Here is a 23,731-nt window from a genome sequence, read left to right as displayed (position 1 = left end):
GATCTCGACAGGCTGACAGGGCTGTCGAGTTCACAGGTTTGGAGCGGACACAGTGGTCGATGATCAGCATTCGACGGCGGCCGAACAGGTCCCGCTGTCGATCGGGCAGGAGCAGCTCTGGTTCCTGGAGCAGCTGAACCCCGGGCATGCGACGTACAACGTCGCGGTCGCCCATCGGCTGCGGGGGACCCTGGACCATGCGGCGCTCGCCGCCGCGCTGACCGAACTGGTCGGCAGGCACGAACAGTTGCGTGCCACGGTGACGACGGCGAACGGAACACCGGGTCTGGTGTTCACCCCGCCGTCCGCGGTGGAGCTGCCGGTGGAAGACCTCACCGAGGGGAGCCTCGAGTCCCGCGAGGCCCGTCTCACCGAGGTCCTGCACCGGCAGGCCACCGGCTCGTTCGACCTGGTGCGCGGTCCGCTGTACCGGTTCGCGCTGTACCGACTCTCGGCGGACGAGCACGTCCTGGCACTGGTCCTGCACCACCTGGTCACCGACGGCTGGTCGACCAGCCTGCTGCTCCGGCAGCTCCCGGACGCCTACGCCGCCGCGCTCCCGGGCGGTGCCGCGACCCCGGCCGGCCCGGCGGTGGTCCGCTTCGCGGACTTCGCCGCCGAGCAGCGCAGCACCCTCGACAGCGGTGCGCTGGAGGATCAACTGGCCTTCTGGCACAGCAATCTGGACGGTGCCACGCCGCTCGACCTGCCGGCCGACCGACCGCGCCCGGCCGAACCCGGCTTCACCGCGGGCACCGTGCGGACCGAGCTGCCGGCCGAGCTGCTCGCGGCGGCCCGCCGGCTCGCCGAGGCCGAGAGCGCCTCGCTGTTCATGGTCCTGACCGCCGCACTGACCGTGGTGCTGAGCCGGTACACCGGCCAGCAGGACGTCACGCTCGGCACCGCCGCGCTCGGCCGGACCGACCCCGACCTTGAGGAGGTGGTCGGGTACTTCACCAACATGGTGGTGCTCCGGACCGACCTCGCGGACGACCCCGCCTTCGCCGAGCTGCTGGCCCGGCTCTCCGACACCCTGCTGGACGCCTACGACAACCAGGACGTCCCCTTCGAGCGGGTCGTCGACCGGCTGCGCCCGCAGCGCGACCCCGGCCGCAACCCGCTGTTCGGCGTCTGCACCCAGTTCCTGTCCGAGCGGACCTCCGGCACGGCACTGGACCTGCCGGGCCTGACCGCGGAGACCGTGGCCCTCCCTTCGCCCGGTGCCCGGTTCGACCTGTCGCTGAACTTCGTCGAGTCGGCCGACCGGCTGCACGTGATGGTCGAGTACGCCACGGACCTGTTCGACGGCTGGCGGATCGAAGGGCTGGTCCGCCACCTGACCCAGGCGCTGGGCGCGGCCTGCGCGGAGCCCACCCGGCGGGTGTCGGAACTCCCGCTGCTCGACGACGCCGAGGTCCGGGAACTGCTGGCCGCCGGTCGCGGCGAGCCGATCTCCCACCCGGACGAGCCGGTGCACGCCGCGATCGCCCGCCGGGCCGCCGCCCAGCCCGACCACGTCGCCGCGGTGTACGAGGGCGACAGCCTGACGTACCACCAGCTGGAGCTCCGGGCGTTCGAGCTCGCCGCGTACCTGCGCGACCTGGGCGTGGGGCACGGCCAGGTGGTCGCGGTGGCGATGGAACGCGACCTCGACGCGCTGGTCGCCCTGCTCGCGGTGCTGAAGTCCGGTGCGGCGTACGCCGTACTGGACCCCTCGCACCCGCAGGGCCGGCTCGAGTACATCCTGGAGGACACCGCGGCCCGGGTGGTGCTGACCCAGCAGCGGGTCCAGGCGAACATCCCCGCCTCGGCGGCCCGGTCGGTCATCGCGGTCGACCAGGAGCGCGAGGCGATAGCCAAGGCCGGTGCGGAGTCGCCGGGTTGGGCGGAGGAGGCGGGCCGGGACTCGCTCGCCTACGTCATCTACACCTCCGGCTCGACCGGCATGCCCAAGGGCGTCCTGCTGGAGCACCGGGCACTCCAGTCCTTCGTCGCCTCCTACCGGCGGGTGTTCGATCTCGGACCGGACGACCGGATGCTCCAACTCGCCGCGCTGGCCTTCGACATGTCGCAGGGCGAGATCTTCGCCGGCCTCACCGTCGGGGCGAGCCTGGTCCTGGTCGACAAGGAGGCCGGCACCTCGCCCGACGCGCTCGCCGCGCTGATGCGCAGCCGGGAGGTCAGCTACATCTGCATGTCGCCGGCGATGCTGGCGCTGGTCGAGGGCGGCCCTTACCCGCACCTGCGGAAGATCATGGCGGGCGGCGAGGCGGTACCGGCCGAGATGGTGGCCAAGTGGAACCTGCCCGGCCGCCGGATGGTCAACTGCTACGGCCCCACCGAGGCCGCGGTTGGCTGCACCTCCTACGAGTGCCCGCACGAGCCGGCCCGCAGCGCCCCGCCGATCGGCGCCCCGTTCACCGACCGCCGGATGTACGTGGTCGACAAGCACGACCGGCTGGTCCCGGCCGGCGTCGCCGGCGAGCTGCTGATCGGCGGTCCGGAGGGACTCGCCCGCGGCTACCTCAACCGGCCCGACCTGACGGCCGCGGCGTTCACCGAGGACCCCTTCCACCCGGGCGGCCGGGTGTACCGCAGCGGCGACCTGGTCCGCTGGAACCGGGACGGGCAGCTGGAGTTCCTCGGCCGCGGCGACGGTCAGGTCAAGCTCCGCGGCCTGCGGATCGAGCTGGAGGAGATCGAGTCGGCACTGATGTCCCACCCGGACGTGGGTGTCGGAGCGGTCGTGCTGCGGCCCGACCGGCGCGGTGAGAACCGCCTGGTCGGCTATGCCTCACCGGCCGCCGACCGGCTCCCCGACCCGGCCGACCTGCGGGCCCACCTGGCCGAGCGGCTGCCCGAGTACATGATCCCGACCGCCTGGGTGGTGCTGGCCGAGCTGCCGCTGACCACCGCGCGCAAGGTCGACCGCAAGGCCCTGCCCGAGCCGGTGGAGGCCGACCCCGAGGAGGACTACGTCGCCCCCCAGGGGCCGACCGAGCAGGCCGTCGCGCGGATCTACGCCGAGGTCCTCGAGGTCGAACGGGTCAGCGCGGCCGTGGCGTTCTTCGCGGCCGGCGGCAACTCGCTGCAGGCGATGCGGGTGGTCAGCCGCCTCGGCAAGGAGTTCGGCGTGAAGCTCAGGCTGCGGACGATGTTCGCCGACGCGACCACCCGGTCGATCTCGGCGGAGGTCGACCGGCTGGTGGCGGCCCGTACGGTGCCCGCGAACCCGGGGCCCGGTCGTGCCGGCTGACCTGCTGCTGCCGTTCGGCGGGTCGGACGCCGCACTGCCCCCGCTGTACTGCGTGCACTCCGCGTCCGGCTCCGCCTACCCGTACCTGCCGCTGGCCGGCCTGCTCGACGGCCGGCCGGTGGTCGGTGTCGAGGCCCCCGGGTACGACGGGGACGGCCTGCCGCCCGCCGACCTGCGCGAGCTCGCCGACGAGTACGTTCGGACGGTCGAAGAGGACTGCCCGGAGCGGGAGTTGTGCCTGCTGGGCTGGTCGATGGGCGGCTCGGTCGCCTTCGCGATGGCCCAGCGGCTGCGGGCCCGGGGGTACCGGGTGCCGCTGCTGGTCCTGGTCGACGCCCAGGCGCAGGACGGCGGCCCGGTTCCGCCGGCGTCCCGGGTGCTGGCGCGGTTCGCCACCGACCTGCTGACCGAGGCAGGACTGGCACGCCCCGCCGAGCTGGCGGCCGGGGTGCTCGGCGACCTGCCGCCGGAGGCGCCGACGGTGACCGCCTGGCCGCTGTTCCACCGGGCCGGCCTGCTCCCCGAGGAGCTGGACGCCGGGACCCTGGACCGCCGGTTCGAGGTGTTCCGGCGGAACGTGACGGCCCTGCACGCCAACCGGCCCGAGCCGGGTTACCCGGGACGGGTGCTGGTGGTCGAAGCCTCGGAGTCCGCACCCGGCACCCTGCGCTGGACCGACGTGGCCCACGACGTGCGCACCGTCACCGTGCCCGGCGACCACTTCTCGATCTGGCGCGGCCCGGGCCTCACCGCGCTGGGCGCTGCCGTCCGGGACGCGCTGCGCGAGGCGTCCGCCCCCCGACCGGAAGGAGCACCGGCATGACCGTCGGAGCAGTCGCCCCCGAGCCGGCCGCCGCCAGGCCGTCCCTGTGGCGCAACCGGGACTTCCTCACCTTCTGGTCCGGGGAGACCCTCTCGCTGTTCGGCACCCAGATCACCGTGCTGGCGCTGCCGCTGACGGCGGTGCTCACGCTGGACGCGCAGGCCGACGAGCTCGGTCTGCTGCGGTTCCTGCAGATGATCCCGTACCTGCTGTTCGGCCCGCTGTTCGGCGTCTGGGTGGACCGGCACCGTCGGCGTACGGCGATGATCGGGGCGAACACCCTGCGGCTGGCGCTGATCGGGCTGATCCCGCTGCTGGGCTGGTTCGACCAGCTGAACATGGTCTGGCTGATGATGATCACCTTCGGGGTGGGCATCGGCGCGGTGCTGTTCGACATCAGCTGGATGTCGTACGTCCCGACGCTGATCCGCGACCCGGAGTACCTGGTCGAGGCCAACTCCAAGCTGGCCACCACCTCGGCGACCGCCGACGCGGCCGGACCCGGCCTGGCCGGGGCGCTGGTCAACCTGCTGACGGCACCGATCGCGATGGCCGCCAACGCCGCGACGTACCTGGGCTCGGTGGTCTCGCTGCTGCTGATCCGCACCGAGGAGCCGCGGCCCGAGGTGGTGCCCGGGCGGCGGCTCCGCACCGAACTGGCCGAGGGGCTGCGCTTCGTCGCGGGCAACCGGCTGGTGCGGTGGATCGCGCTGGTCGGCGGCCTGGCGAACTTCTTCCTCTCCGCCACCCAGCCGATGTTCATCCTGTACGCGGTCCGCGACCGGGAGGTGCCGGCCTCGGTGCTGGGCCTGATCTTCTCGATCGGTGCCTGCGGCGGGGTGGTCGGCGGCATCCTCTGCCGCCGGCTGACCCGGCGGCTGCCGCTCGGCCGCCTGTACGCCCTGGCCCTGGCCACCGCGTACGTCCCGATGCTGCTGCTGCCGGCCGCGGCCGGCCCGGACCTGCTGGTGCAGGCGCTGTTCACGGTCGCCTGGTTCCTCGGACCGCTCGGGCTGACGACCGTCAACATCCTGATCATCAGCGTCCGGCAGAACGTCACCCCGCCCGCCTTCCTCGGACGGATGAACGCGGCGGTGCGCGCGGTGATGTTCGGGCTGGGTGCGCTCGGCGGCCTGCTGGGCGGGCTGCTCGCCGCGCAGGTCGGGGCGCACCAGGCGCTGTGGGTCTCCACGGTGGGATCGGCGGTGTTCGTGGTCTGCGGAGTGCTGCTGTCCCCGCTGACCCGCCTTCAGGAGATGCCCGGGCCCGTTGCCGCCCGCGAGGCGGAGTCGGGGCCGGAGTCGGCGCCGGCTGCGGCTGCGGAGACGGCGCCGGACCGGGCGTAGCGGCCCGGGCTGGTCCCGAGGATGTTCTTGAAGTGCCGGGTGAAATGCGCCTGGTCGTAGAAGCCGGTGGCCGCCGCGACCAGCCCCGGCGCCATCCCCTGGAGCAGCAGCGCACGTGCCTTGTCCACCCGACGGCCCGTCAGGTACCGGTGGGGGGCCACCCCGAACTCCTTGGTGAACGCCCGGACCAGCTGCGTGGGATGGGTCTGCAGCAGCTCCGAGGCCTCCGCCAGGGTCAGGCCCTCCACCAGCCGGGCGTCGAGCAGGTCGCGCAGCCGGCCGGCCACCCCGGGCGGGGTCTGCGGCGGCGACTCCCGCACCGTGCCGGTCAGGTGCCCGGACAGCCGCTCGACGATGAACCCGAGCCGGCTCTCCGCCTCCAGCGGATCGTCGGACCCGTTCAGGGCGGTGTGCAGCAGGTGGATCCGCCGGCGCAGCGCCGGGTCGGCGATCACCGGCCGGTCCGCGGCCGCCCCGACCAGGTCGTCGTCGAGCTGGGACGGGTCGAGATAGAGCACCCGTTTGCGGAACCCGTCCGAGGAGACCGCGTCACCGTTGTGCGGAACGTGCGGCGGAAGAATCGTGACGAGGTGTTCCAGAGCGCCGTACTCATGACGGTCCACGTCAAATCGGACCATTCCCTCGTCGATGATGAGCAGGGTCCACGAATCGTGCGTGTGCATGGGATAGACGTGGTCGGTGATGCGCGCATGGAAGACTTCCCTGATGCCGCATACGGGCGGCCGCCAGGCGACGACCTCCGGTTTCGTTACCGTGGGCATGTGCTGACCGTTCCTGGAATTGCGCTCACAGGCCGCGCAGATAGCCACCGTCGCAGCGCACCGCGCTCCCGGTGAGGTACGAGGCGGGGCCGCCGCAGAGGAAGGCGGCGGTGGCGGCGAACTCCGCCGGCCGGCCGTAGCGGCCCGCCGGGATGGCCTCCAGCGAGGCCCGCCGCACCTCGTCGAGGGTGCGGCCGGCGCGCTCGGCGTTGGCGGTGTCGATCGCCGTGGTGCGCTCGGTCTCGATCCGGCCGGGCAGCAGCAGGTTCACCGTCACGCCGTCCGCCGCGACCTCGGCGGCCAGCGTCTTCAGGTAGCCGGCCAGTGCCGCGCGGCCCAGGTTGGACAGGGCCAGGTTCGGGATCGGCGCGACCACCCCGCTGGAACCGACCGCGAGGATCCGCCCCCAGCCCCGCTCCCGCATGGCCGGCAGCGCCATTCCGAGCAGCCGGACCTGCTGACGCAGCAGCGAGTGGAGCGCGGCGTCCACCTCGGCCGGCCCGACGCCGCTTGCCGGACCGGGCTTGGGCCCGGGCCCGTTCAGCACCAGCACGTCCGGCGGGCCGAACGCGGCGACGGTCGCTTCCCACAGCCTGGCCGGGCCGTCCTCGGCCAGCAGGTCCACCTCGACACCGACGGCGGTGGGCAACTCGGCGGCGATCTGCCGGGCGCGCTCCCCGCGCCGCCCGCACACCACCGTACTGGCGCCCTCGGCCGCGAGTGCCCGGGCGATTGCCTCCCCCAGCCCGCCAGTGGACGAGCACACGAGGGCGGTACGCCCCGAAAGTTCCAGGTCCATGGATGAGCCCAACAATCTGCAAAGAGAATAAGAAAAGAACGAAGAATTGCACGGAAAGGCGACTTTCCGCGCCGACCATTGCGCGGAGCAAGATCGACATGACGCATGCAAGCACACTGACGATGACCTGTCAACGATTCGCCGACCTGGCCCGATGTCATCTCGCGTGCTGAGATGGGGTGCTGCGAGCTCTCCGTCAGGGCAGCCGTCGGTGCTCTCGCAGTCGACCGGGTCGAATAATTCCTATCACCGATCGCCCCCCGGGGGAACCTATGAGTTTCCAGGAGATCTGGTGGAATCCCACGGTCGAATTCTTGTTATGCGCGGGCGGGTGGCCGCCATGGGCCGACGGGGGCCGGCGCGGTCAGGGCAGGTGCTGCTCGGCCCAGATGACCTTGCCACCGCCGGTGTACCGGGTGCCCCAGCGTTCGGCGAACTGGGCGACCAGGAAGAGTCCGCGCCCGCCCTCGTCGGTGCTGGCCGCGTAGCGCAGGTGGGGCGAGGTGCTGCTCCGGTCGGAGACCTCGCAGATCAGCGTGCGGTCGTGCAGCAGGCGGACCTGGATCGGGGCCTGGCCGTAGCGGATGGCGTTGGTGATCAGCTCACTGAGGATCAGCTCGGTGGTGAACGCCAGCTCGTCCAGCCCCCAGTCGGCCAGCCGCCCGGCCACCTGGGCCCGGACGTCACGGACCGCGGCCGGGTCGGACGGCACGTCCCAGACCGCGACCCGGTCCGCCGCCAGCGGGTGGGTGCGGGCCACCAGCAGGGCGATGTCGTCGGTGGGGTTGGCGGGCAGCAGGGCGGTGAGCACCTCGTCGCAGATCTGCTCGGGGCTGCGGCCGGGACGGGCGAGGGAGGAGCGCAGCAGGTCCAGGCCGAGGTCGATGTCCCGGTCGCGCTGCTCGACCAGGCCGTCGGTGTAGAGCACCAGGCTGCTGCCCTCCGGCAGTTCCAGCTCGGCCGTCTCGAACGGCATGCCGACCAGACCGAGCGGGGGGCCGGCCACGAAGTCGACGATCCGCACCGTCCCGTCCGGGTGGACGACGGCGGGCGGCAGGTGGCCGGCCCGGGCCATCGTGCAGCGCCGGGAGACCGGGTCGTAGACCGCGTACAGGCAGGTGGCCCCGGTGATCGGTGCCAGGTCGCCGGTGTCGGACTGCTCCTGGTCGATCCGGTTGACCAACTCGTCCAGGTGGCCGAGGAGTTCGTCGGGCGGCAGGTCGAGGGAGGAGAAGTTGTGCACCGCCGTGCGCAGCCGGCCCATGGTGGCGGCGGCGTGCAGACCGTGGCCGACCACGTCGCCGACCACCAGGGCCACCCGGGCGCCGGGCAGCGGGATGACGTCGAACCAGTCGCCGCCGACCCCGGCGTTGGCGGGCAGGTAGCGGTAGGCCACGTCGAGGGCGTTCTGCTCCGGCAGGCTGCCCGGCAGCAGGCTGCGCTGCAGGGTGACCGCCATGGTGTGCTCGCGGGTGTAGCGGCGGGCGTTGTCGACCGAGACGGCGGCGCGGGCGACCAGCTCCTCGGCGAGCGAGCGGTCCTCCTGGTCGAACGGGTCCCGCCCGCCGCCGCGCCAGAAGGTGGCGATGCCGAGCACCACGCCCCGGGCCCGCAGCGGTACCGCGAGCAGTGCGTGCACCCGGTGGTCCCGGATCCGGGACACGCGGTCGGCGTCGTACTCCTGCCAGGCGGTGAGGGCGTCGGTGAGATCGTGCTCGATCACCGGCAGGCCGCTCTCCAGGCTGCGGGCGCGCGGGGTGCCCGGCACCATCGGGACGCTCTCGCCGACCGGGTAGAACGGGGTCTCGGCGCCGATGCCGCTCAAGCCGGTGCGGCGCATCGGCCCGCCCGGCTCGGGTTCGTCGCCGTGCAGGACGGCCTCGGCGAGGTCGACCGTGGTGTAGTCGGCGAAGCCGGGCACGGCGGCCTCGGCCAGCTGCTGGGCGGTCCGGAGCACGTCCAGCGTGGTTCCGACCGCCAGCCCCGCGTCGTAGAGCAGCTTGAGCCGCTGCTGGGCCAGGTCGGCCCGGCCCGCGAGGGTCTGCAGCTCGGTGGAGTCGCGCAGGGTCACCACCAGACCGGGCGGGCCGCCGTCGCGGTCGGTGGGGCGGACGTTGACGGCCAGCAACCGGTCCCCGGCGGCGACCAGTTCGTCGGTGACGGGCTGCCCGGCTAGCAGCATGTCGGCCACCGGGCGGTCCAGGCCCAGCGCTGGGACGTGCCGGCCCTCGGCGTCGGCGGGCAGGCCGAGCAGGCGCCCGGCCTCGTCGTTGGCGAGCAGCAGCCGGCCGTCCCCGCCGATGATCAGCACGCCCTCCCGGACGGCGTGCAGCACCGCGTCGTGGTGCTCGTACATCCGGGTCATCTCGGCCGGGTCGAGGCCGTGGGTCTGCCGTCGCAGCCGGCGGCTGACCAGCGCCGAGCCGGCCAGCGCGAGCGCGAGGGCCGCCGCCGCGCTGCCGAGCAGGATCGGCAGGTGCTTCATCGCGCTGTCGCTGACCCGGCTGGTCCGGATACCCGCCGAGACCATGCCGACCACCTGGCCGCCGCCGTCGGTGACCGGGACCACGGCCTGCACCAAGGGGCCGATGGTGCCGGTCACCTGCTCGGTGATCGACTGGCCGGCCAGCACGGGCGCGGTGGTGCCGACGAACTTCTTGCCGATCCGGTCGGGCATGGGGTGGGTGTAGCGGATCGCGTCGGTGTTCAGCACCACGACGAAGTCGACGCCGGACTTGATCCGGGCCGCCTCGGCGCGCGGCTGGAGCAGCGCGGTCGGGTCGGGCGCGCGCAGGGCTTCGACCAGGCCGGGCGAGGCCGCGAAGGTCTCGGCCACCGCCAGCGAGCGGTTCCGGGCCTCGGTCAGTGAGTCCTGGCCGGCCTGGAGCACGGTCTGGGTCCCGGCCGCCACCACCAGCAGCAGCACGATCAGGACCTGCAGGACGAAGACCTGGCCGGCGACACTGCGGGTGCTGAGCGCGGCGCGCAGCCTGCCGGGCGTCGGCTGCCCACGCCACTTCGCCGGACCGGGGCGGTCACGTTCGCCGTGCGGGCGCCGGCCGGCGGACTCGGGGGCCGACGGGGCCCGGGACAGACCGGAATTGCGGGCCATACGCCATGTCTACCCTGGCCGGCCCCGCGAGGCCAGAGATCGCGCGTACCGAAGCGCGAGCCGCTCCGGCCGAGCCGTGGCCGAAAGCGGTGGGTGCGGTGGGTCAGGAGTCGTGCCAGTGGCGGCGACCGACGCTGATCAGGCGCAGTTGACGGCGCGCCACCTGGCCGATCCGCTGCTCGAGGTCCGGTCGGTCCGCAGGGACGTCCAGCAGGGCGGTGGCCGTCGACACCAGGTGCTCGACGTAGAGCTCGGCGAGCATCAGCAGGTCGTCCGGGCTCCAGCCGGCGGAGACCGGCTGCGCGGCCAGCGCGGCGGCGACCTCGTCGGCGAACCGGGTCAGCTCGGCCCGGATCGCCTCCCGCACCGGCCGGACGCCGCCGTGCCGCTCGCGGGCCAGGAAGCGGACGTGGGCGCGGTGCGCGCGGACGTGCTCGGCGACGACGTCCACCGCGCGGTCGATCAGCTCCTCGGCGTCGTCGGGCCCGGCCAGCACCGCGAGCACCATGCCGTGCAGGCTGGCCAGCGACTCCTCGACCAGCGTCACGCCCAGGTCGGCCAGGTCGCGGAAGTGCCGGTAGAAACCGGCCGGGGACATCCCGGCCTCGCGGGTGACCTCCCGGACGCCGAGGCTGCTGAGGTTCTGACCCTCCAACAGGTGCAGCCCCGCGTCGAGGAGGGCCCGCCGGGTCTGCTGCTTCTGGGCCTGTCTGACCCCGATGGTGTGACTCACGTCATTCAGTAAACAACTGTTTGCCGACTTTGGCGAGCGTAGAGTGAGAACTCAGCGAACAGTTGTCATCCCAACTGTTCGCCCGAATGACGCCGACCTGATCAGGCGCCGACCTGATCCGACCCGATGAGAGGTTCCACCGATGTCCCTCCTCGCCGTGCTCGTCGCCGTGGCCGTGCTGGGCGGTGCCGCCGTACACGCCTCCGGGCCCGTGTTCACGGTCGGCTGCTGCGCCATCGCCGCCTGGCTGGCCGTCTTCGCCGTCCGCGAGCAGTTGGCCCGCACCCGGCAGCGCTGAAGCCCACCGACCCGAGCGGAGCCACCACCGTGAACACCACCACCGCCCCCGTGCGCGCCACCGCCACCACGCGCGGCGACGCCGACGGCATGGCCGTCGCCTCGTTCGTCCTGGGCCTGCTGGGCCTGCTCTTCTTCAACCTGGTGCTCGGCCCGTGCGCCCTCGTGCTGGCCGGCCTCGCGCTGGCCCGTGGCACCCGGCGCCGGGGCCGCGCCCTGCTCGGCCTGACCCTCGGCGCCGCCGACCTGATCGTGCTGGCCGCCACCCTGGCCAGCGGCCACGGCACGCTCTGGCAGCTCGGCGGCTGACCGGCGGGCGCCACCGGTCAGTGCGGCCAGTGGACCGGCGATGCCTCCTGGTCGTTCCCACGGACCCACACCGTGGACATCCCCAGCACGGTCCGGATGACGGCGAAGCCGCCCTCCCAGCCGCCCGGCAGCCGGATCCGGCCGGTGCGGATCTCCCCCCGGGTGAGACCGACGTCGGTGGTGTGGACCACCCCGGTCCAGCCCGGCAGCCCGATCCGGGGCACGTCGCCGAGCAGTTCGGCCTCCACCTCGATCTCCCGGCCGTCGACCAGCAGGGCCGCAGCTCCTCGGTACGCAGGTGAGTCCATGCCCTCGACTCTGCGCCGCCCCGACAACCCGGGCAACCGGTGATCCGTCCGGCCCGGTGGACGCCGGATCGAAAAAGCTCCCGGGCACCCTTGTGGGTAGGCCATGATCGGGTGCCATGACGGATGAGGACACGCCGGTGCGGCGGGCCGAGGGCGGCACCGGCCGCGCCGCGCGGGCCCCGTTGCCGGAACTGCTGCGGGAGTTCGAGGAGCTGGCCGCCGAGAGGGACGCACGGCGGCGCGGGCGGAGGCTGGAGCAGCTGGTGGAGCGGGTGTTCCACCAGGCGCACTTCCGGGTCGACCGGAATCCGGTGGCCGGGACGCCCGGGCGGGACGACCTGGTGGCGGGGCTGGCGGGCCGTCAGTACCTGGTCGAGGTGGTGCCGGTGCGCCACCCGGTCGACGTCGGCACCGTCGACGGGCTCTGGTCGAGGCTGCGGAGGGCCGGGCAGGGGCTGGTGGGCGTACTGGTGACGGTCGCCGGCCTCGCGCCCGACCTCGCCGCGCAGGTGCTCCAGAACCGGCGGATGGGCCCGGTGCTGGTCCTGGACGACGCCGACCTGCGGAGGGTGCTCACCGATCCCGGCAGGCTCGGCCGGCTGCTGGAGCAGAAACGCGAGCAGCTGGAGGCGCACGACACGGTCCACCTGGGCCGGGCGGAGCCGGAGGCGCCGGAGCCGGCCGTCGGCAGTCGACCGGCGGAGGAACTGCCGGGATCGGACACCACGCTGCACGACCCGAGCGGTGGCACGGTGCCGTTCGTGGTGGCCGCCGGTTCCTACGCCCAGCAGGTGTTCACCCTCGACCTGCCCGCCACCGGGGCAGGGGTGGCGCTCGACCTGTCGCTGCCGCTGCGCGACGAGTCCCAACTGCTGGATCTACTCGACGAGTTGGACGGCCTCGGCTGGGTCACCCCGGGGGCCGGCTGGGCGATCGGGCGCGGCGGCCGGACCTGGCACGGCGCGGGGGCGGCCGAGTTCGAGGCGGCGCTGACCGGCCGGCCGAAGGGCGCGGACTCCGAGACCGAGAGCATCGTCTGGTACGACCGGTGCGACGGCGGCTTCTACACGATCGGCGCGGACGTGTCGCTCGGCGACCAACGGCGGGTGACCTGGTGCGGCATCTCGTTCCGGCTGATCGGGGTGCCGCTCGACCCGACGCCGTTCCAGCACCTGCACACGCGGTTCGGGGCGCGGGGGCGCGGCTGGTTCCGACCGCTCACCGAGCAGCCCGTCGAGCGGTACGGGACCTGGCGGCCCGGCGCCGTGCTGGAGGTGGTGGGGTCGATCGTGCAGGACGGGGAGAGCCCGGCCGGCCGGGGGTGGGTGGTCGGGGTGGTCGCCCGGAACCCCTTCCACGCGACCGGAGCAGGAGTCCCCGAGGGCTGGCCGCTACGGGCCGGGGAGGACGGCCTGCTGCTCGCCGCGCTGCGGGACCACCACCCGGCGGGGGAGCCGGAGCGGGAGTACCGCCTGTACGGGTGGGAGCTGGTGCGGAGTTCGGACGTCGCGGTGCTGCGGGTGGTCGCCGGGGCGGACTGACCGGGGCGAACCGCGCCGGTGTCCTGAGGGTCCATCAGGTGCCGGTTCGACGGGGCCACTTGCGCTCGGGGCGCGGCGGTAGGGTCCTCGCTGTGACAGTGCATCGGATGCCCGCGGCGGAGGTCCCGATCCCGGTCGGGCTGGTGCGCCGGCTGCTGGAGGAGCAGCACCCGGACCTCGCGGCCCTGCCGGTCTCGGTGCTGACCAACGGCTGGGACAACCTCGTGTGCCGTCTCGGTGCGGAGTTGCTGGTCCGGCTGCCGCGCCGGGCCCTGGCCGCCGAGCTGGTGGCGCACGAGCAGCGCTGGCTGCCGGAGTTGGCGGGTCGGCTGCCGCTACCGGTGCCGCTGCCCGTGCGGATCGGGCGGCCGACGGCGCAGTACCCGTGGTCCTGGAGCGTCGTCCCGTTCCTCCGGGGCCGGATCGCGGCGGGGGAGGAGTTCGAGGATCCCCGGGCGGCCGCGGCCGCCCTCGGCAGCTTCCTGAGCGCCCTGCACACCCCGGCGCCGCCGGATGCGCCCGCCAATCCGTACCGGGGGATTCCGCTGGCCGGACGCACCGAGGGCGTCCTGACCGCGCTGCCGCATCTCGGCCCGGCCGACCGCGCCGCCGCACTCCGGGCCTGGGAGGCCGTCACCGCCGTCCCTGCCTGGGGAGGGCCGCCGCTGTGGCTGCACGGGGACCTGCACCCGGCCAACATCCTGGTCGACCGGGGCCGGATCAGCGCCGTGATCGACTTCGGTGACCTCACCGCCGGTGATCCCGCCGCCGACCTCTCCGTGGCCTGGATGCTGTTCACGGCGGAACGCCGATCGGCCCTCCGGCTCGCCTACGGCCGTGCGGACGAGGCGACCTGGGAACGCGCCCGGGGGTGGGCGCTCGCCCTGTCCCTGGCGTTCCTGACGCACTCGGCCGACAACCCGCTGATGCACGGCATCGGCGAGCGCACCCTTCGCGCGGTACTGGCACGCTAGCCGCGTCACCCGTGCGCCAGGGCGACAACTTCCGTGCGGGCGCGCGGCCTTGCGTGCTCCCGGCCTGCCGGTGGGAGGTCACCCGCCGGGGGCGTCGAGCAGCGAGTGTCGCGCACCTCCGCAGGCGGCCGCCGTGCCACGCCGTCGCGGGGCCGGATCCCGGTGCCCCGTTCACCTCAATGGCCGCCGTGTGTGCCCCGAACAGCCCAAGATAACCCTCTGTACCCAGCCTGACACGGAATGTTGTGGTGGTGTGGGCACGTCCCGGCAAGGAGGCCAGGGGCGCCGTACGCATGGAGAGGTCCACATGTCTTCGTTCGGAAATCACTCGGCGGGAAGCCCCCGCCTCGCGCGCCGCGTCGGTGCTGCGAGTGTTGCCCTGGCCGCCATTGCCGCGCAGTGGCTGACCGGTACCGGTGCCCAGGCGCGGGGCACCGATCCCGTCGGCACCCAGCTGCGCCACGCCGCTGACACGCTCGCCTCGAACCCGCTTCCGTTCACCACCCGGTTCGAGGGTGACTTCCACGGTTCGATCACCCGGATCAGCAACACCCTGATGACCTGCGACGAGACCAAGCCGCCGCTGGATCCGGCGCAGCCGCGCTGCGAGGACGCCCGGACGGGTGCGGGCTCGCGGCCGATCAACAACAACTACGAGATGAAGTACGTCAACATCGACCCGGGCAGCATCGGCCCGTTCGGCGACGAGATCTACTCCGCGAGCTCGGCCGACCTGGGTCTGATCGACGGTTCGACGGTCAAGCACGCCCGGCTGTACTGGGGCGGCACCCGGGGTATCGACGACGTGGTGCTGCCCGAGAGCCGGATCGACGAGGTCTACCTGAAGCTGCCGGGCGACACGCAGTACACCAACATCGCCAACCAGCAGCCGAGCATCGGCTACATCACCACCGACGCGGAGAGCAGCTACCAGGCGTCCGCCGACATCACCGACCTGGTGAAGGCGAAGGGCAACGGCACCTACACGGTCGCCAACATGGACTCGGTGGTGAAGCCGCACAGCTGGGGCGGCTGGACGATCGTGGTCGCCTACGAGAACCCCTGCAAGCCGCTGCGGCACATCCACCTCTGGGACGGCTTCCAGGTGGAGCTGCCGGACAGCCCGCCGCACGAGCTGAAGCTGACCGGCCTGAAGACGGCGGCGGTCGACGAGAAGGTCGTCGGAAAGCTGGGCTTCGTGGTGTACGACGGTGACCTGAAGTGGACCGGTGACACCCTCGCCGTGCAGTCCACCCACGGGCCGCTGGCGAAGTTCTCGGACCCGAACCACACGCCCGACGACGCCTTCAACTCCACCATCGAGGAGCTGACCCCCGCCGACAAGTTCAACCGGACGCCGTACATCCGGAACAACTTCGGCTACGACTCGAACCGCTGGGACATCTCCGACTACCTGCGGGCCGGTGACACGGACATCACGGTCAAGTTCGACACCGACCAGGACGGCTACGACCTCGGCGTCTTCTACGCCTACGTCAACCTGGACGAGTCCGAGGAGTCCTAGGCACGAGCTTCGGGACCGGCACCCGGGTACACCGGGTGCCGGTCCCGCTCGTTGTGGTCGGCACGCCGCCGCCAGGGCCGGTCGTCAGACTCCCGTCTGCTCCACGGCGCCTGGCACGCACTCGCGCCGCACCGGGCGACCCGGTACGAGGGCTCCCGTCCGGCACGCCGAGAGCACGCACCGGACGCCGCAGGGCCGCCCTCCGGGCGACGAGGGGGGTTCGACGACAGGCCCTGGGTGGATCGGCGCGGGCCTACCGAGGGCCGGAGGTGACCAGGCGTCAGCTGCCGGACCCGGTGCGCGGGGTGAGGACCGCCTCCCGGGCCGGGCCGGGGAGCCGTGCGGCCAGGTCCGGGCCCTGCTCCGGGGGTCGACCCGGCGGGTCGGCGGTGGTGCTCTCGGTGCGCTCGTGGGTGCGGTGCTGGTCCTGGCTGCCCATGGGACTCCGTCCTCTGCGATGAATCGTCGGAAGCACTTGAGTACCCGTCACCGGACCACCCATGCCGCTCCTCACCCGCCTGGCCGAAGGGTGAGGGGCCGGGCAGTGCCAGCGGGAGCGGCCGGAGCTGAGACGGGCGGCCTGCCGCATCAGGTGGCCCCGCTCGGCGAGGTGGGAAGCCTGCCGGGCCGCCTCGGCGTAGAGCTGGGCCGCCGCCGTCAGGTCGCCGTCGCGCTCGTGCAGGTACGCCGCCACCGCCGTGCGGCGGGGCACCCGGCGGTCGACACTCATGGTGGTCCCGCCGACCGCCGACCGCCGACCGCCGACCGCCGACCGCCGACCGCCGACCGCTGACCGCCGACCGGTGGGCGGCTCAGGCCGACGGCCGGCTCTCGTCGGGTGGGGGCGGTGCGCCCTCGTCGGTCATCCGGGCCCCGGGCGTCTCGGACGGCACGGGTTCGTCGGGGGTGGCGGCGGGGTCGGTGGCGGTGGCGGCAGCCGACCGAGGGTGCGCCAGGTGTCCGCCGAGGGCGGCGGCGACGCCCAGCACGGTACAGCCCGCCAGACCGAGCACCACTCCGGCGGTGGTCCGGCCGCGCCGCCGGGCTCGGTAGGAGCCGAGCTGCAGAACGGTGGCGGTGACCGCCGAAGCCGCGTGGACCAGGCCGGTGCGACGGCGCTCGGCGGAGAGGTCGGCCCAGTCCACCCAGCCGGCCCAGAGGGTCGGGGGGACGGCCAGCAGCCCGAGGGCGGTGAGGCGGCGGGCCGCCACCGGCTGACCGCCGGTGAGGTCCAGGGCGGTGGCCGAGAACCAGCAGCCGATCGGGAGTTGGGTGAGCGCCGGGTGCAGCGGATGCCCGAGCTGGGCCCCGCGCAGGACGTCCCGTACGGGGCCCAGCGGCAGCCCGGCCACCAGCCGCCGGAGCCGCTCCGAGGTCGGGTCGAGGTCGGTCCAACCGGCGGGTGCGTCGAGCCAGCCGGCCGGCGTCGGTGCGGTGATTCTGTCCATACCGAGCGTCTGGCCCGCCCGGCCCGGCTCAAACGGAGCAGCTCACGGGGAATGAGATCGCCGGAATATCGGGCAGACGGTGGGACCGTAGGTGGATGTCATGGCCCTGTTGATCCTTGTGCTGCTGATCGCGCTGATCCTGGGAGGTGCAGGCTTCGCCTGGCACGTGCTGTGGTGGATCGCGTTGGTGGTGCTGGTGCTCTGGCTGCTGGGCTTCGTCCTGGGCGGTACCCCGTCCGGTGGCGGCCGTCGGCGCTGGTACCGCTGGTGAGCGGATCCCCTCGACGCAGGTCCGGCCGCCCGCCAGCACTGGGTGCCCGGACCTGAGGTGATTCCGGTGGCGGCTCCGCCCCGGAGCCACCTCCTCGACAACCGGCGGGTCGGGCCGACCGGGCGGGTGCGCGCGACCGACCTCGACCCCCCGCCGTTGGTCCCCTTACCGTGGGGGCGGCGAGCTGAGCCGTAGTCAGGTGCGGGCCGGTACGCCTGGAGGATGACCGCCTGCGGGCCCGGTCATCCTGCCGGACGGTTTCGGCCCGGACCGGCCACCCGCCGGAACCGGGCCGCCCCGGCGGTCCGTCGTCGTGCGCGGGGGACGAGCCATCCGGATCTCAGGAGATGCGAATGACTCGGAACGGCGCGCTCCGGCGCGGGGTGGCGGCAGTGACGGTGGCCTCGGCGGTGGTGCTGGGGACGGCACTCCCGGCGGCGGCCGGTGGCGCAAGCGGCGGGCACGGAGCGACCAGGGAGGCGATGGCGGCAGCCGTACGGACCGACAAGCTGCCGGGGATGACAGTCACCGCCCGGGAAGGGCAGCGGAGTTGGTCGGCGGCGGTCGGGGTGGCCGACCTCCGGACCGGGCAGCCGCGGTCGGCCCGGGAGCGGTTCCGGATCGGGAGCGTGACCAAGACCTTCGTCGCCACCGTGCTGCTCCAGCTCCAGGGCGAGGGACGGCTCGACCTGGACGACCCGGTGGAGAAGTGGCTGCCGGGGGTGGTGCACGGCAACGGCAACGACGGCGCGGCGATCACCGTCCGCCAGCTGCTCTCCCACACCAGCGGGGTGTACTCCTACGACGAGGACCCGGAGCTGGCCAGGCTGCTGTTCACCGCCGAGTTCCTGACCCACCGCTATGACACCTATCCCGCGAGGGAGTTGGTCCGGGTGGCGATGTCACACCCGCCGGTGTTCGTCCCGGGCGCCAAGCGTGCGTACTCCAACACCAACTTCATCCTGGCCGGCCTGGTGATCGGCAAGGTGACCGGGCACTCGTACGCCGAGGAGATCGAACGCCGGATCATCCGGCCGCTCGGCCTGACCGGGACCAGCCTGCCCGGCACCGCATCCGACCTGCCCCGGCCGCACGCACGCGGGTACTCGACCCTCTACGGCGGCTCGACGGACCTGGTGGACACCACCGAGCTGAACCCCTCCTGGGGCGGGGCGGCGGGCGAGATGATCTCCACGACCGACGACCTGACCCGGTTCCTCGCCGCGCTGCTGCGCGGCCGGCTGCTCCCCGAGGCCCAGTTGACGGAAATGCTCGGCACACCGACCGGCTACGGGCTCGGCATCGGCCACGCCACCCTCTCCTGCGGGATCACCGTCTGGGGCCACGAGGGCAGCATCCACGGCTTCTCGACCGTGGCACTGGCCACCCGGGACGGCCACCACGCGGTCGCGTTCAGCAGCAACGCTGACTGGTTCGAGGGTGAACTCCAGCTCGCCGAGGCCGAGTTCTGCCACTGACCAAGCACTCGGCACCGCCGGGTGGGCACCCTGCCCGACGCCCACCCGGCGGTCCGCGACCCTGAGGTGAGGGCCGCGCCGCGCCCTACTGGCAGCGGGTGCCGGGAGCGGGGAGGGTGCCGGCGGTGAGGAAGGTGTCCACCGCGTTGGTGGTGCAGTCGTTCTTGCCGTAGCCGGTGTGGCCCTCGCCCTCGCGGGTCAGCAGGGTGGCGTTGCCCAGGCCCTCGGCCAGCTTCTCGGCCCAGGCGTACGGGGTGGCCGGGTCGCCGGTGGAGCCGACCACCAGGATCGGGGCGGCGCCCGGCGTCCGGACTGGGCCGGGCTGCTCGGTGGTCAGGTACGGCCAGCTCCGGCAGTCCGGGTCGAACAGGTCCTCGTCGGTGTAGCGGGCCGAGATCAGCGGCGCCTGGTCGTGCAACTGCTGCTTGGCTGCCGCGAGTTGGGCGTCGGTCGGGGCGCTCGCGCCCGGGTCGGCGCAGTGGATGGCGGTGTAGGCGTCGAACATGTTGCTGTGGCTGCCGTCCTCGGACCGGCCGTAGTAGTCGTCGGCCAGCGCCATCAGGTAGTCGCCCTTGTCGCGGACCATCGCCCAGCCGATCGCGTTGCGCAGGTACTCCCAGGCCGACTTGTCGGCGTAGAGCACGCTCAGGGTGCCGGTCCAGGCGGCGGTGGCGGTCAGCTTCCGGCCGCCGGGCACGTCGAGCGGGTGGTCCTTGAGGCCGTCCAGGAACTTCGCCAGCTTCTCGGCGGCCTGCTCCGGGTCCTTGCCGAGGCTGCACTGCTCCTGCCGGGCGCAGTCGGTGGCGAAGGCGCGCAGCGACTTCTCGAAGCTGATGTTCTGCTGCACGGCCAGGTCGAGCTGGGTGAGCGTCGGGTCCACGGCGCCGTCCAGCACCACCCGGCCGACCTTGGCCGGGAACTGCTCGGCGTAGCGGGTGCCGAGGTAGGTGCCGTAGGAGAAGCCGAGGTAGTTGAGCTTCGGGTCGCCGAGGGCGCCGCGCAGCACGTCCAGGTCGCGGGCGGCGTCCCGGGTGCCGACGTGGGCGAGCAGCTTGCCGGAGTTGGCCACGCAGGCGTCGGCCAGGGTCTTGCCCCGGCTGCCGTCCCGGGTGTCGCTGATGTCCCAGCTGTCCCGGGCCTTGCCGTCCAGGCAGTGCACGGCGGTGCTCGCCCCGACCCCGCGCGGGTCGAAGCCGACCAGGTCGTAGCGGTCGCGCAGGCCGTTCTTGCCCAACTCGGCGGCGCCTTGGACGAACTCGACGCCGGAACCGCCGGGGCCGCCCGGGTTGAGCAGCAGCGACCCGATCCGCTGGTCGGCCTTGGTGGTGGCGCGGCGGGCCAGCGCGAGCTCGATGCTCTCGCCGGCCGGCGCGGTGTAGTCCAACGGGACCCGGAGCCGGGCGCACTGGAGGGCGGACTCGTCCTGCTTCTCGGTCTTCGGATCGTCCGCGCAGGCGGCCCAGGCGAGTTGCTGGCCGTAGAACGGCGCCAGCGCCGGATCGGCCTCGCCGGTGGGCTTCGCGGTCGGGCTGGGGCTCGCGGCGGGGCCGCTCGGGGCGGCCGCCTCGGGGGTGGTGGAGCCGGAGCACCCGGCGAGCAGGGCGGCCGCCAGGGCAGCGGGGAGGAGGCGACCGGAGAGCCGGACGATGTTCACGTTCACTGCATATGGCTATCATCAAACCCTCATATTGATCACCTCGTGATCTGCCCGTCACCTCCCCGGCACCGAATTCCCGCCCCGCGCCGAGATGCTGCCGTCCGGTCGATCGCGGACGACCGGATCCGACCTCCGGACAGGCGGCCGGCAGCGGTCAGGAACCTCTACCGGCCTGGTCGCGTCTGGTCCTCCGTAGGCTGACGGATCGACATAGGGGTGAACTCTTATGGCGCAGACGGACGAGGCAGTGCGGGTGACGGCCGGGGAATCGGCGCCGGTGTCGGCGCGGCGGACGTCCTGGCGGCAGGGGGTCTGGCGGCGCGGCCGGATCATCGCGGTGGTCGCGGTGCTCGCGGCCGTCCCGCTCGCACTGCACCGCCTGCTGCCCAACCCGGGCAACCTGGCCGGGCTGCTGGAGACCTTCCTGCCCTGGCTGGGCCTGGCCGTTCCGGTGCTGCTGGTGGCCGCGTTGCTGCGTCGCTCGGCCACCGCACTGGTCGCCCTCCTGATACCCACGGCGGTCTGGCTGGCGATGTTCGGCGGGACGCTCGGCGACCGGAGCGACGGGACGGGGGAGCTCACCGTGGTGACCCACAACGTGGCCGCCGCCAACACCGACGTCGCGGGCACGGTGAAGATGCTGATCGACTCCGGCGCCGACCTGGTCGCGCTGGAGGAGCTGGAGCCGAGCCTGCGGCCCGAGTACGAACGGGGCCTGGCCGCCGCATACCCGTACCGGGTGGACGGGGTCGGCTCCGACGGGCTCTGGTCGAAGTACCCGGTCACCGGCGGTGCGATGGCGAAGGGCCCGGGCGGAGAGTTCACCGCCACGGTGTTCCGCTCGGTGGTGACCACCCCGAAGGGTCAGGTCGCGGTCTACGTCGGGCACCTGGACTCGGTCCGGGTCACCTTCGGCAACGGGTTCGGCGCGGGCTTCCGGGACGACAGCATCGCCGCGGTGAGCGCGGCGCTCCGGGCCGAGCCGCTGGACCGGGTGCTGCTGATGGGTGACCTGAACGGCAGTCTGGCGGACCGCGCCTTCGACCCGATCACCGAGCAGATGACCTCCGCCCACCAGGCCGTCGGGTCCGGCTTCGGCTTCACCTGGCCGGCCGACTTCCCGGCGGTGCGGATCGACCACATCCTCAGCAAGGGCCGGCTGACCCCGGCCGACTCCTGGCTGCTGCCCACCGACGGCAGCGACCACCGCGCGGTGGCGGCGTCCTACCGCTACTGAGCCGGCGGCGGGGTGACGGACCAGCGGCCGACCTTCCGGTAGGCGGAGTCGTGGACGTCCTCGCCGGTGCCGGGCTCCAGGGAGTAGTGCTTCAGATTGCCCGCCCAGTAGCGCAGGATCCGGCCGAGCTCGGCGGCGTGGTCGTCGGCCGGGTCGGTCAGGTCGATCTCAAGAGTGAATCGCATGCCTCCCAGTGTTTCATTCGGAGGTGCCGGGCCGCCGCCGTCTCCCGCCTCGTCCCCGTGCCGGGATCTCCTTCCCGTGCGGCGGCCCGGGTCGTTCAGTTGAGGAAGTCGACGCGGTCGATCAGCCCGTCGCGCACCCGGTAGACCACCAGGAGGCGGACCGGCTGGTCGGCCAGGCCGTGGGCGATCTCGTGGTCGACCACCCGGTTTCCTTCGCTGAACCGTCCCGCGATCTCGGCCCGGCAGCGGCCTACTGCGAACTGTCCGGCGTACCGGTCCCGCAGGGCTTGCCGGCCCTCCAGCCGGTTGCCGTCCGCCCGGTGGACCGTGACGTCCTCGGCGTAGGTGGCGACGAAGGCGTCGAGGTCGTGGTTGTTGTAGGCGGTGAGCTGCCGCTCGACCACCTCACGCGGGTCGGTCATGTGCTCGATCTCCTGACGGGGGTGGACGGGTTCAGGCGGCCAGACGGCGGGCGGCGAGTTCGGCGTAGAGCGCGGCGCCCTGGGGGAGCACGGCGTCGTCGAACTCCGCGTAGGGAGAGTGGTTCAGCGGGAGGTCCTCGGTGTCGACTCCCTTCGGAGCGGCGCCGAGCCACGCGAACGAGCCCGGAACGGCGTCGAGGACCCGGGAGAAGTCCTCCGACCCGGCGATCGGGTTCGGCATCAGCTGGAAGCGCTCCTCGCCGAAGACCTCCCGGACGGTGTCGGCGAGGAAGTCGGTCTCGGCTCCGTCGGTCACGGTCAGCGGGTACCCGGGAACGTACGCGGCCTCGGCCCGCAGGCCGTGGGCGGCGGCGATGGCCTTGACCAGCTCCACCGCGAGGTCGGCGACCCTCGACTGCGCCTGGGTGGAGAAGGTCCGCACGGTCGCCTCGAAGTGGGCGGTCTCGGGGATCACGTTGAGCTGGGTGCCGGCCCGGAGGAGTCCGACAGTGATCACCACCGGGTCGAACACGTCGAAGCGACGGGTCACCATGGTCTGCAGGGCGGTGACCATCTCGCAGGCGGCCGGAACGGGGTCCTTGGCCCGGTACGGCGTCGAACCGTGACCGCCGGCGCCGTGGACGGTGACGTTCAGCGCGCCGGAGGCGGCCAGGACCGGTCCGCGCCGGGAGCTGAACTCCCCGTGTGGCATGGCCGAGGCCACATGCAGCGCGTAGGCGGCGACCGGGCGCCGGCCCGCCGCGTCCAGCACACCCTCGGCCAGCATCGCACCGGCGCCGTCGTCGCGTTCCTCGCCGGGCTGGAACATGAAGACCACGTCGCCGTGGAGCTGCTCCCGCCGTCCGGCCAGCAGGTGCGCGGCGCCCGCGAGCATGGCGGTGTGCAGGTCGTGTCCACAGGCGTGCATGGCACCGTTGGTCGCGGCGAACGGCACCGGCGACTTCTCCACCACCGGCAGGCCGTCCATGTCGCCGCGCAGCAGCACCACCGGCCCCGGCCGGCCACCGCGCAGCACCGCCGTGACCGAACTCAGCCCGGAGCCCAGGCTCACCTCCAGCGGCAGTCCGTCGAGCGCCTGCAGCACCCGCTCCTGGGTGCGCGGGAGAGCAAGGCCCAACTCCGGGAAGCGGTGCAGGTCGTGGCGGAGTCGGACCAGGTCCGGGGCCAGAGCTCGGGCGTCGTCGTACAGGGACACAGGTACCTCCGT

Annotated in this window: 21 protein-coding genes and 1 pseudogene; 11 read left to right on the top strand and 11 right to left on the bottom strand. The window is 73.1% G+C overall.

The window, feature by feature from the left end; all coding sequences use genetic code 11:
- Positions 1-52 precede the first annotated feature (52 nt).
- The 3 genes from ACIRPK_RS06785 to ACIRPK_RS06775 are packed head-to-tail and all read left to right on the top strand — an operon-like array spanning position 53 to position 5,425.
- Positions 53-3,256, top strand: coding sequence for an amino acid adenylation domain-containing protein (locus ACIRPK_RS06785; RefSeq protein WP_403034010.1), 3,204 nt, complete (start codon positions 53-55; stop codon positions 3,254-3,256).
- Positions 3,246-4,079, top strand: a complete 834-nt coding sequence (locus tag ACIRPK_RS06780) for an alpha/beta fold hydrolase (protein WP_403034007.1) — start codon at positions 3,246-3,248, stop codon at positions 4,077-4,079. The genes ACIRPK_RS06785 and ACIRPK_RS06780 overlap by 11 nt, the downstream gene beginning before the upstream one ends.
- Positions 4,076-5,425 carry an MFS transporter gene (locus ACIRPK_RS06775; RefSeq protein WP_403034004.1) on the top strand — a complete coding sequence of 450 codons (1,350 nt, stop codon included), beginning with the start codon at positions 4,076-4,078 and terminating at the stop codon, positions 5,423-5,425. Before ACIRPK_RS06780 ends, ACIRPK_RS06775 begins: the two co-directional genes overlap by 4 nt.
- Here ACIRPK_RS06775 and ACIRPK_RS06770 read toward each other — a convergent pair.
- The 4 genes from ACIRPK_RS06770 to ACIRPK_RS06755 all read right to left on the bottom strand — a co-directional run bounded on the left by ACIRPK_RS06770 (position 5,329) and on the right by ACIRPK_RS06755 (position 10,851).
- Complete coding sequence (locus tag ACIRPK_RS06770; protein ID WP_403034001.1) at positions 5,329-6,207, bottom strand: helix-turn-helix domain-containing protein; 879 nt, start codon at positions 6,205-6,207, stop codon at positions 5,329-5,331. The two genes, ACIRPK_RS06775 and ACIRPK_RS06770, sit on opposite strands and share 97 nt — an antisense overlap.
- A gap of 25 nt (positions 6,208-6,232) precedes the next feature.
- Complete coding sequence (locus ACIRPK_RS06765) at positions 6,233-6,973, bottom strand: SDR family oxidoreductase (RefSeq protein WP_403033998.1); 741 nt, start codon at positions 6,971-6,973, stop codon at positions 6,233-6,235.
- 397 nt (positions 6,974-7,370) lie between these two features.
- Positions 7,371-10,118, bottom strand: coding sequence for a SpoIIE family protein phosphatase (locus ACIRPK_RS06760; protein WP_403033995.1), 2,748 nt, complete (start codon positions 10,116-10,118; stop codon positions 7,371-7,373).
- A 103-nt stretch (positions 10,119-10,221) separates the two neighbouring features.
- Positions 10,222-10,851 carry a TetR family transcriptional regulator gene (locus ACIRPK_RS06755; RefSeq protein WP_403033992.1) on the bottom strand — a complete coding sequence of 210 codons (630 nt, stop codon included), beginning with the start codon at positions 10,849-10,851 and terminating at the stop codon, positions 10,222-10,224.
- Between the two features lie 142 nt (positions 10,852-10,993).
- Here ACIRPK_RS06755 and ACIRPK_RS06750 point away from each other — a divergent pair, with 142 nt between their 5' ends.
- Both ACIRPK_RS06750 and ACIRPK_RS06745 read left to right on the top strand, forming a co-directional pair.
- Positions 10,994-11,149, top strand: coding sequence for a hypothetical protein (locus ACIRPK_RS06750; protein ID WP_403033990.1), 156 nt, complete (start codon positions 10,994-10,996; stop codon positions 11,147-11,149).
- Positions 11,150-11,178: 29 nt separating this feature from the next.
- Positions 11,179-11,457 carry a DUF4190 domain-containing protein gene (locus ACIRPK_RS06745; protein ID WP_403033988.1) on the top strand — a complete coding sequence of 93 codons (279 nt, stop codon included), beginning with the start codon at positions 11,179-11,181 and terminating at the stop codon, positions 11,455-11,457.
- Between the two features lie 17 nt (positions 11,458-11,474).
- Here ACIRPK_RS06745 and ACIRPK_RS06740 read toward each other — a convergent pair whose 3' ends face one another.
- Positions 11,475-11,765: a hypothetical protein gene (locus ACIRPK_RS06740; RefSeq protein WP_403033985.1), complete on the bottom strand. Its 291-nt coding sequence runs from the start codon at positions 11,763-11,765 to the stop codon at positions 11,475-11,477.
- Positions 11,766-11,881: 116 nt separating this feature from the next.
- Here ACIRPK_RS06740 and ACIRPK_RS06735 point away from each other — a divergent pair, with 116 nt between their 5' ends.
- The 3 genes from ACIRPK_RS06735 to ACIRPK_RS06725 all read left to right on the top strand — a co-directional run bounded on the left by ACIRPK_RS06735 (position 11,882) and on the right by ACIRPK_RS06725 (position 15,805).
- Positions 11,882-13,306 carry a hypothetical protein gene (locus ACIRPK_RS06735; RefSeq protein ID WP_403033982.1) on the top strand — a complete coding sequence of 475 codons (1,425 nt, stop codon included), beginning with the start codon at positions 11,882-11,884 and terminating at the stop codon, positions 13,304-13,306.
- A gap of 107 nt (positions 13,307-13,413) precedes the next feature.
- Complete coding sequence (locus tag ACIRPK_RS06730) at positions 13,414-14,280, top strand: aminoglycoside phosphotransferase family protein (RefSeq protein WP_403033980.1); 867 nt, start codon at positions 13,414-13,416, stop codon at positions 14,278-14,280.
- Positions 14,281-14,587: 307 nt separating this feature from the next.
- Positions 14,588-15,805, top strand: coding sequence for a hypothetical protein (locus tag ACIRPK_RS06725; protein ID WP_403033977.1), 1,218 nt, complete (start codon positions 14,588-14,590; stop codon positions 15,803-15,805).
- 550 nt (positions 15,806-16,355) lie between these two features.
- Here ACIRPK_RS06725 and ACIRPK_RS06720 read toward each other — a convergent pair.
- Together ACIRPK_RS06720 and ACIRPK_RS06715 are read right to left on the bottom strand one after the other, a co-directional pair.
- A pseudogene (locus tag ACIRPK_RS06720) lies at positions 16,356-16,520 on the bottom strand (RNA polymerase subunit sigma-24); the annotation flags it as partial.
- Positions 16,521-16,617: 97 nt separating this feature from the next.
- Positions 16,618-17,253, bottom strand: coding sequence for a DUF2231 domain-containing protein (locus ACIRPK_RS06715; protein ID WP_403033974.1), 636 nt, complete (start codon positions 17,251-17,253; stop codon positions 16,618-16,620).
- Positions 17,254-17,353: 100 nt separating this feature from the next.
- Here ACIRPK_RS06715 and ACIRPK_RS06710 point away from each other — a divergent pair, with 100 nt between their 5' ends.
- Together ACIRPK_RS06710 and ACIRPK_RS06705 are read left to right on the top strand one after the other, a co-directional pair.
- A complete protein-coding gene (locus ACIRPK_RS06710) occupies positions 17,354-17,524 on the top strand; it encodes a hydrophobic protein (RefSeq protein WP_403033971.1) in 171 nt (56 codons plus the stop codon).
- 353 nt (positions 17,525-17,877) lie between these two features.
- Complete coding sequence (locus ACIRPK_RS06705) at positions 17,878-19,002, top strand: serine hydrolase domain-containing protein (RefSeq protein ID WP_403033968.1); 1,125 nt, start codon at positions 17,878-17,880, stop codon at positions 19,000-19,002.
- 85 nt (positions 19,003-19,087) lie between these two features.
- Here the strand turns inward: ACIRPK_RS06705 and ACIRPK_RS06700 are convergent, their stop codons facing one another.
- Positions 19,088-20,662 carry an alpha/beta hydrolase gene (locus ACIRPK_RS06700; RefSeq protein WP_403033965.1) on the bottom strand — a complete coding sequence of 525 codons (1,575 nt, stop codon included), beginning with the start codon at positions 20,660-20,662 and terminating at the stop codon, positions 19,088-19,090.
- Positions 20,663-20,885: 223 nt separating this feature from the next.
- On the opposite strand from ACIRPK_RS06700, the gene ACIRPK_RS06695 reads away from it, so the two are divergent.
- Positions 20,886-21,896: an endonuclease/exonuclease/phosphatase family protein gene (locus ACIRPK_RS06695; RefSeq protein WP_403033962.1), complete on the top strand. Its 1,011-nt coding sequence runs from the start codon at positions 20,886-20,888 to the stop codon at positions 21,894-21,896.
- Here ACIRPK_RS06695 and ACIRPK_RS06690 read toward each other — a convergent pair.
- From ACIRPK_RS06690 to ACIRPK_RS06680, 3 genes are all read right to left on the bottom strand, one after another.
- Positions 21,890-22,081 (bottom strand): hypothetical protein, encoded by a 192-nt coding sequence (locus ACIRPK_RS06690; RefSeq protein WP_403033959.1) that lies wholly within the window; start codon positions 22,079-22,081, stop codon positions 21,890-21,892. The genes ACIRPK_RS06695 and ACIRPK_RS06690 overlap by 7 nt on opposite strands.
- A 95-nt stretch (positions 22,082-22,176) precedes the next feature.
- The gene (locus ACIRPK_RS06685; protein WP_403033956.1) at positions 22,177-22,503 is read right to left on the bottom strand and encodes a nuclear transport factor 2 family protein; all 327 of its coding nucleotides are present in this window, start codon (positions 22,501-22,503) and stop codon (positions 22,177-22,179) included.
- Positions 22,504-22,534: 31 nt separating this feature from the next.
- Positions 22,535-23,719, bottom strand: coding sequence for a M20 family metallopeptidase (locus ACIRPK_RS06680; RefSeq protein WP_403033953.1), 1,185 nt, complete (start codon positions 23,717-23,719; stop codon positions 22,535-22,537).
- Positions 23,720-23,731 lie beyond the last annotated feature (12 nt).

The organism is Kitasatospora sp. NPDC101801 (assembly GCF_044766665.1).
Taxonomy (GTDB): Bacteria; Actinomycetota; Actinomycetes; order Streptomycetales; family Streptomycetaceae; genus Kitasatospora.
This window is presented reverse-complemented; position numbering and strand designations above follow the sequence as displayed.

What these genes read in the sequence shown, in the direction of transcription:
- ACIRPK_RS06760 (WP_403033995.1), bottom strand. Translation starts at nt 10,118, where the DNA reads ATGGCCCGCAATTCCGGTCTGTCCCGGGCCCCGTCGGCCCCCGAGTCC.
- ACIRPK_RS06725 (WP_403033977.1), top strand. Translation starts at nt 14,588, where the DNA reads ATGTCTTCGTTCGGAAATCACTCGGCGGGAAGCCCCCGCCTCGCGCGC.
- ACIRPK_RS06685 (WP_403033956.1), bottom strand. Translation starts at nt 22,503, where the DNA reads ATGACCGACCCGCGTGAGGTGGTCGAGCGGCAGCTCACCGCCTACAAC.
- ACIRPK_RS06735 (WP_403033982.1), top strand. Translation starts at nt 11,882, where the DNA reads ATGACGGATGAGGACACGCCGGTGCGGCGGGCCGAGGGCGGCACCGGC.
- ACIRPK_RS06740 (WP_403033985.1), bottom strand. Translation starts at nt 11,765, where the DNA reads ATGGACTCACCTGCGTACCGAGGAGCTGCGGCCCTGCTGGTCGACGGC.
- ACIRPK_RS06695 (WP_403033962.1), top strand. Translation starts at nt 20,886, where the DNA reads ATGGCGCAGACGGACGAGGCAGTGCGGGTGACGGCCGGGGAATCGGCG.
- ACIRPK_RS06715 (WP_403033974.1), bottom strand. Translation starts at nt 17,253, where the DNA reads ATGGACAGAATCACCGCACCGACGCCGGCCGGCTGGCTCGACGCACCC.
- ACIRPK_RS06750 (WP_403033990.1), top strand. Translation starts at nt 10,994, where the DNA reads ATGTCCCTCCTCGCCGTGCTCGTCGCCGTGGCCGTGCTGGGCGGTGCC.
- ACIRPK_RS06730 (WP_403033980.1), top strand. Translation starts at nt 13,414, where the DNA reads ATGCCCGCGGCGGAGGTCCCGATCCCGGTCGGGCTGGTGCGCCGGCTG.
- ACIRPK_RS06710 (WP_403033971.1), top strand. Translation starts at nt 17,354, where the DNA reads ATGGCCCTGTTGATCCTTGTGCTGCTGATCGCGCTGATCCTGGGAGGT.
- ACIRPK_RS06775 (WP_403034004.1), top strand. Translation starts at nt 4,076, where the DNA reads ATGACCGTCGGAGCAGTCGCCCCCGAGCCGGCCGCCGCCAGGCCGTCC.
- ACIRPK_RS06690 (WP_403033959.1), bottom strand. Translation starts at nt 22,081, where the DNA reads ATGCGATTCACTCTTGAGATCGACCTGACCGACCCGGCCGACGACCAC.
- ACIRPK_RS06705 (WP_403033968.1), top strand. Translation starts at nt 17,878, where the DNA reads ATGACTCGGAACGGCGCGCTCCGGCGCGGGGTGGCGGCAGTGACGGTG.
- ACIRPK_RS06770 (WP_403034001.1), bottom strand. Translation starts at nt 6,207, where the DNA reads ATGCCCACGGTAACGAAACCGGAGGTCGTCGCCTGGCGGCCGCCCGTA.